The 5,016-nt window shown below is 69.6% G+C and carries 7 protein-coding genes and 1 pseudogene; 2 read left to right on the top strand and 6 right to left on the bottom strand.

Annotated features, from left to right (window positions below):
* Window positions 1-56: 56 nt before the first annotated feature.
* Genes BH719_RS09715 through BH719_RS07110 form a run of 3 tightly spaced genes read right to left on the bottom strand, consistent with a single transcriptional unit; the run spans window position 57 to window position 1,683 of the window.
* On the bottom strand, window positions 57-212 hold the full coding sequence (locus BH719_RS09715; RefSeq protein ID WP_005871744.1) for a hypothetical protein: 156 nt from the start codon (window positions 210-212) through the stop codon (window positions 57-59).
* A gap of 15 nt (window positions 213-227) precedes the next feature.
* Window positions 228-989, bottom strand: a complete 762-nt coding sequence (locus tag BH719_RS07115; protein WP_009744140.1) for a class E sortase — start codon at window positions 987-989, stop codon at window positions 228-230.
* Window positions 982-1,683 (bottom strand): DUF881 domain-containing protein, encoded by a 702-nt coding sequence (locus BH719_RS07110; protein ID WP_009744139.1) that lies wholly within the window; start codon window positions 1,681-1,683, stop codon window positions 982-984. The genes BH719_RS07115 and BH719_RS07110 overlap by 8 nt, the downstream gene beginning before the upstream one ends.
* A gap of 166 nt (window positions 1,684-1,849) precedes the next feature.
* Here BH719_RS07110 and BH719_RS07105 point away from each other — a divergent pair, with 166 nt between their 5' ends.
* The gene (locus BH719_RS07105) at window positions 1,850-2,113 is read left to right on the top strand and encodes a cell division protein CrgA (RefSeq protein WP_009744138.1); all 264 of its coding nucleotides are present in this window, start codon (window positions 1,850-1,852) and stop codon (window positions 2,111-2,113) included.
* A 202-nt stretch (window positions 2,114-2,315) separates the two neighbouring features.
* On the opposite strand, the gene BH719_RS07100 is transcribed toward BH719_RS07105, so the two are convergent.
* From BH719_RS07100 to BH719_RS07090, 3 genes are all read right to left on the bottom strand, one after another.
* On the bottom strand, window positions 2,316-3,077 hold the full coding sequence (locus tag BH719_RS07100) for a Rossmann-like domain-containing protein (protein WP_034255359.1): 762 nt from the start codon (window positions 3,075-3,077) through the stop codon (window positions 2,316-2,318).
* A 72-nt stretch (window positions 3,078-3,149) separates the two neighbouring features.
* Window positions 3,150-4,031, bottom strand: a complete 882-nt coding sequence (locus BH719_RS07095; RefSeq protein ID WP_009744136.1) for a rhomboid family intramembrane serine protease — start codon at window positions 4,029-4,031, stop codon at window positions 3,150-3,152.
* 88 nt (window positions 4,032-4,119) lie between these two features.
* A complete protein-coding gene (locus BH719_RS07090; protein ID WP_034255358.1) occupies window positions 4,120-4,641 on the bottom strand; it encodes a peptidylprolyl isomerase in 522 nt (173 codons plus the stop codon).
* A 181-nt stretch (window positions 4,642-4,822) separates the two neighbouring features.
* On the opposite strand from BH719_RS07090, the pseudogene BH719_RS10150 reads away from it, so the two are divergent.
* Window positions 4,823-5,016 (top strand): annotated as a pseudogene (locus BH719_RS10150) (hypothetical protein); the annotation flags it as partial.

Genomic DNA, 5,016 nt, shown 5'->3' with positions numbered 1-5,016 from the left:
GCCGGTGCGGACCGCCCCGTGCCCCCTGGGCGGCTCCGGCGGCTGGTCGCGGCGGCTCAGCCCACTGAGGCGTCCCCGAGCTCCAGGTAGGTCTGGACCCACGGGTACACCCAGGTGAACAGGGCGGCGACGACCAGTCCGATGAGCACCAGGGACTCAATGACCTTGAACCACGTGGGTCCGGGCAGGTGGCGGAATATCCAGGCGTACATGTGCTTCCGTTCGGGTCAGGACTCGGGCTCGTCGAGCAGTTCGGCGGGGACGCCGGAGGACTTGGGCGTCCACGACTGGAACTTGAGGTGGACGATGTAGCGCTCCCAGTTGCCGTACTCGGGGTTGCAAGTGGTCATCGTCATCCACCGTTCGGTGGGTTCCTTGTTGAAGGTGAGGTCGTCGATGACGGGCGCGATGACGCGGACCTGGTCGGGGTCGTCGGCGCTGATGATCTCCCAGGTCTGCACGGAGTAGACGACGTAGAAGTCGTCGACCTCGGCGACGACCTTGTCCCCCTCCCCGAGGCGGTCGATCCAGCGGAAGTTGTTGCCGTAGGTGCGCCGGTGCCCGGCCACGGAGAAGTTGCCGAGCTGGCCGGGTTGGGCGGTGTTGCCGTAGTGGCCGGCCCACCCGTTGTCGAGGACGGCCGACGTGGTCCCCTCGGCGAGGGGGATCTTCATCCAGTCCCAGCTGGGCACGTGGACGAGCCCGTAGACCTCCCCGTCGGACACCTCGCGCGTGAAGGCCGGCGGGGCGTCGGTGCGTGCCTCGCCCGCTTGCCGCGCCACGGGCGCGTGGTCCTCCTCGTAGGCGGTGATGGTCTGGGCGACCTGGCCCTGGACCTGGAACGTCGTCCAGTACAACTGCCACACGGCGAACAATCCGATCACGAAGCTCGCGGTGATGAGGAGCTCGCCAATGACGCCGACGGTGTTCCAGAAGATTCTGCGGCCCCTGCCCTTCGGCGGGCGGGCGTGGGCGATGTGTTCACCCATTCGTTGGTGCCTCCACGTGTGCGTAGTTCAGGGTCGTGTCGGTTGCGGCGGGCGGGAAGCGCAACTGGTCTTTCTCCCGCATGTCCCATCCGAGGCCGTAGCGGGCCACGTAGGCCTGGTAGTTAACGATACGTGGATTTGCCATGACCGTCTCGCGCAGGGCGCCCGGGTCGCCTATCGCCTGGACGACGTAGGGCGGCGAGTAACTGGTCCCGTCGACCAGGATGACGTTGCCGATGCAGCGGATGACGGTCCTGGAGGTGATGCGCGCGCCTTGGACGGTCATCGCCTCGGCGCCGCCGGACCACAGGGCGTTCATGACGTCCTCGATGTCCTGCTGGTGGATGACGAGGTCGTTGGGGCTGGCGCCCTCGGGGGCCTGGTCGGCGGGGGCGTCCGTGAGGGTGATCTCCACCCCGGGGCCGACGACGGGCGAGGCGGCCAGGGCGGGGACGGTCGTCGAGGCCGCCCGTGCGCCGGACTGCCCGGCGTACTGGTCGATTTGGCTCTGCAGGTCGCGGTTCTGCGCTTCCAGGGAGGCCACGGAGTCCTGCCGGGCGCGCACGAGGTCCTCGAGCGCTCCCCCGGAGGCCGGGTTGCGCCTGTTGTTGAGGAAGGAGACGGAGAAGAGCGCCCCGGCGGCGATGGTGACCGCGAGGATCGCCGCGGCGGCGCGCGGTGGACGGCGGCTCATGGCCCTCCCTTCCTGTGGTTGTGGCGCGGCCGGGACCGGCGGGCAGGACCCGCTCGGAGCGCCCCGCTTTTCCTGCGCCCTGCTCCGAGACTACGCTATGTGCAGTGCCGTTATCTCGGCGCGAAGCCGAGGCGGCGAGTCCGCCTTCCCCGGAGAAAGGAAAGATGTGGCCGAGTCGAAGAAGCGGAAGAAGAACGGCAGGGACGCTGCCGACGACACCGAGATCCGCCCGTGGACCGAGGGGATTCCGCTGAGCCCGGTGTGGTGGGCGCCGTTGTTCTGCGGCCTTCTGCTCATCGGCCTGGTGTGGTTGATGGTGTACTACATCTCCTCCGGCGCCTACCCGGTCCCCGGGATCTCCTGGTGGAACATCGTCATCGGCCTGGGCATCATGATGGTCGGTTTCCTCATGACCCTGTGGTGGCGCTAGCCAACTGCGCAGGACGGCCAAGAAGGAGGTCACTGCACTCTCCTCCGACGGGGCCGCGGTCGAACTGCTGTTGCCACCTGCTCCGCAACAGCAGTGAACGCGCCCCCGCTCACCGCGGCCGCGGCCGCGGCACCGTCGAACGCTGTTCCAACCACCCCGAGCACCACCGGGCTACCACCGGCCGACGCCAGTCCTCCCGGGGTCAGCCGCGGGCCAGGCCCACGCGCATCCCCGCGTCGAACATCCCGCCGGGGAGCCGCCCGGCGAGCCCCTCCTCGAGCAGCGCAGGGTGGCAGGAGGCGAACGCGAGGACCTCGCTGGCCCCGTGGTCGAGGACGATGGGCGAGGCGGGGGCGGACGGCCCCAGCACGACGGAGTGGACGCCGCGGGTGAGTTCGAGCAGCCGCGGCATGGTTTTGTTGACGAAGGCGCTGCCGGTGATGAACGCCCAGTCGACGCCGGGCAGCAGGTACTCGCACGCGCTGTCGGGGTAGTCGCCGTCGAAGAGGGCGCGCTCGAGGACGATGAGCTCCGCCACGTCGGGCAGGGCGGCGGGCGCGAAGGGGAAGTGGCCGACGATGGCCACCCTCTTGCCCGCGACGGCGTCGGCGTAGGCGTGGAAGGTCCTGCCCCAGTTGTTCTCCGCCAGGGGCGTGAAACCGTGGGCCAGGGCCCGGTCGGTGTGGCTGTGGTAGGCGTTGATGGCCGCCATCCCCAGGCCCGCGTCCTCGAAGTTCCAACTCTTGACCAGGTTGGCCGCGTCGCGGAGGGGGCGGCCGACCAAGTCCTCTGCGGCGGCGACGGTACGGGGGCGGGATTGGACGTTCATGCCGAAGGCCATGCCCGCCCCGCCCTCGGAAGTGCCGATGCGCCGCCATTTCCCGTCGGCGCGGGCGCTCTGGACGGTGATGTCCGCCGGGATCTGGTCGATGAGCTGGTCGTAGATGTCCCAGGGGGTCGCCATGGTGTTCCTTCCGTCGGGGCTGAGCCTGCCCCCTTAGGTTAGGCTGACCTGGCCATGGCGCGCGAGGCGGCGTCAGGCGTACAGCGCGACGAGCCCCCAGTAGGACACGGCGCACAGGGCGGCCATCGCGGCGGCCATTGCCACACACACCGCGATCTGCTTGGCCCTCGGGGCCAGCGTCCCGCCCGGGCGCCCACTGGTGCGCAGCAGCGCCCACGTGGCGGCCGCCCCCGCCAGGAAGCCCCCGATGTGCGCCTGCCACGACACCCCGGGGTTGGCGAACCCGTACACCAGGTTGACCCCCAGCAGAATGAGGATCGGCGCGGTGGACGAGCCCGAGAGCCGCTGCAGGACGAAGACCGCGCCGAAGAGCCCGAAGACGGCGCCCGAAGCGCCCACAGTGGCGGCGAAGAGCGCTTCGGGCTGGACGAAGCACCAGAGCATCACCAGGGCCGATCCCCCGAGGGCGCTTATCAGGCACACGGCCCCGTAGCGCCAGTGCCCGATGGCCCTCTCCACCACGGAACCCACCCAGTACAGGGTGAGCATGTTGAAGAAGACGTGCAGGAACCCCGAGTGGAGGAAGGCGGACGTCACGACGATCCACGGGCGCGGGCCGACCCACGCCGGGACCAGCATGAACAGGCTCTGCACGGGGGGGACCACCAGGACCAGGAGGTACATGAGGACGCACACGCCGACGAGGACCAGTGTGACGGGGGCCCCGGAGGAGCGCAGGAAGGCGGCTGCGGAGCCGAGCCTCGCGCTCCTGCGGCCCCGCGAGGACTTCGCGCAGTCGACGCAGATGCTGCGGACCTCGGTGGGGACCACGCAGGAGGGGCACATGGGCCGGTTGCACCGCTTGCAGTAGTCGACGCTGCGGGCGCCCGGGTGCCGCGGGCAGTCGGGGGCGGCGCGCGGGTCGGACCGCTGTCCGAATCGGGGCATGCTCATCGGAGTGCCTTTCGTCAGGGCCTGGAGGGCGGTCGCCGGGGCCGGGTGCCGTTGCGGTAGCGGCCCCCGGCCCCGTGGTGAGGCGGCCTCAGTCGACGATCTCGACGGACTCGATGACGACGTCCGAGGCGGGGCGGTCGTTCGCGCCCGTGGGGACCGAGATGATGGCGTCGACGACGTCCTTGGACGCCTGGTCGGCGACCTTCCCGAAGATCGTGTGCTTGCCCTGCAGCCACGGCGTGGGGACGACGGTGATGAAGAACTGGGATCCGTTGGTCCCCTTGCCCATGCGCTTGCCCGCGTTGGCCATGGCCAGCAGGTACGGCTCGTTGAAGGCCAGTTCGGGGTGGATCTCGTCGTTGAACTGGTAGCCGGGGCCGCCGGTCCCGTTGCCCAGGGGGTCTCCGCCCTGGATCATGAAGTCCTTGATGACGCGGTGGAAGACGGTGCCGTCGTAGAGGGGCCGCGAGGTCTTCTGCCCGGTGCGGGGGTCCGTCCACTCGCGCTCGCCCCTGGCCAGGCCAACGAAGTTGTTCACCGTATTGGGCGCGTGGTCGGGGAAGAGATCGAGGGCAATGTCACCCATGGAGGTGTGCACAATAGCTTTCATGGCGTCAATCGTCGCACTTATCGGCGCCCGCGACCACGCGGGGGCTACGCCGTTAGCGCAAGTCCCGTCCGATTCCTCAGTCAGTGGGCTGCGGATCACAGGCATTCGTAGCACAATGGTACCCAGCGGCGCTCCGTTCCCCGCGGGGCGCCGGACACCACTGGACAGATTCGGAGACACTATGGCCCCCACACCGAATTTCGACGTCGATCAATTGCGGGAGGAAGCCGCGCAGTTGCGGGACACGGCCGCCGTGTACGCCGGGAAGGTGGCCGTGAAGGCCGCCGATCTGGTGGGCGCCGGAGTCGACTGGGCCGCCCCCCGCGCCCAGGCCGCCCTCGCCCGCGCCATCGACCGCGCGGCCCCCGCCGTCGA

This window comes from Pauljensenia hongkongensis, from assembly GCF_001746855.1.
GTDB classification, from domain to species: Bacteria; Actinomycetota; Actinomycetes; order Actinomycetales; family Actinomycetaceae; genus Pauljensenia; species Pauljensenia hongkongensis.
The sequence above is the reverse complement of the archived record's forward strand: the minus strand, read 5'-3'. Positions and strand labels throughout refer to the sequence as shown.

Coding starts and splice junctions, on each gene's coding strand:
- BH719_RS07090 (WP_034255358.1), bottom strand. CDS start 4,641: ATGAAAGCTATTGTGCACACCTCCATGGGTGACATTGCCCTCGATCTC.
- BH719_RS09715 (WP_005871744.1), bottom strand. CDS start 212: ATGTACGCCTGGATATTCCGCCACCTGCCCGGACCCACGTGGTTCAAG.
- BH719_RS07110 (WP_009744139.1), bottom strand. CDS start 1,683: ATGAGCCGCCGTCCACCGCGCGCCGCCGCGGCGATCCTCGCGGTCACC.
- BH719_RS07115 (WP_009744140.1), bottom strand. CDS start 989: ATGGGTGAACACATCGCCCACGCCCGCCCGCCGAAGGGCAGGGGCCGC.
- BH719_RS07100 (WP_034255359.1), bottom strand. CDS start 3,077: ATGGCGACCCCCTGGGACATCTACGACCAGCTCATCGACCAGATCCCG.
- BH719_RS07095 (WP_009744136.1), bottom strand. CDS start 4,031: ATGAGCATGCCCCGATTCGGACAGCGGTCCGACCCGCGCGCCGCCCCC.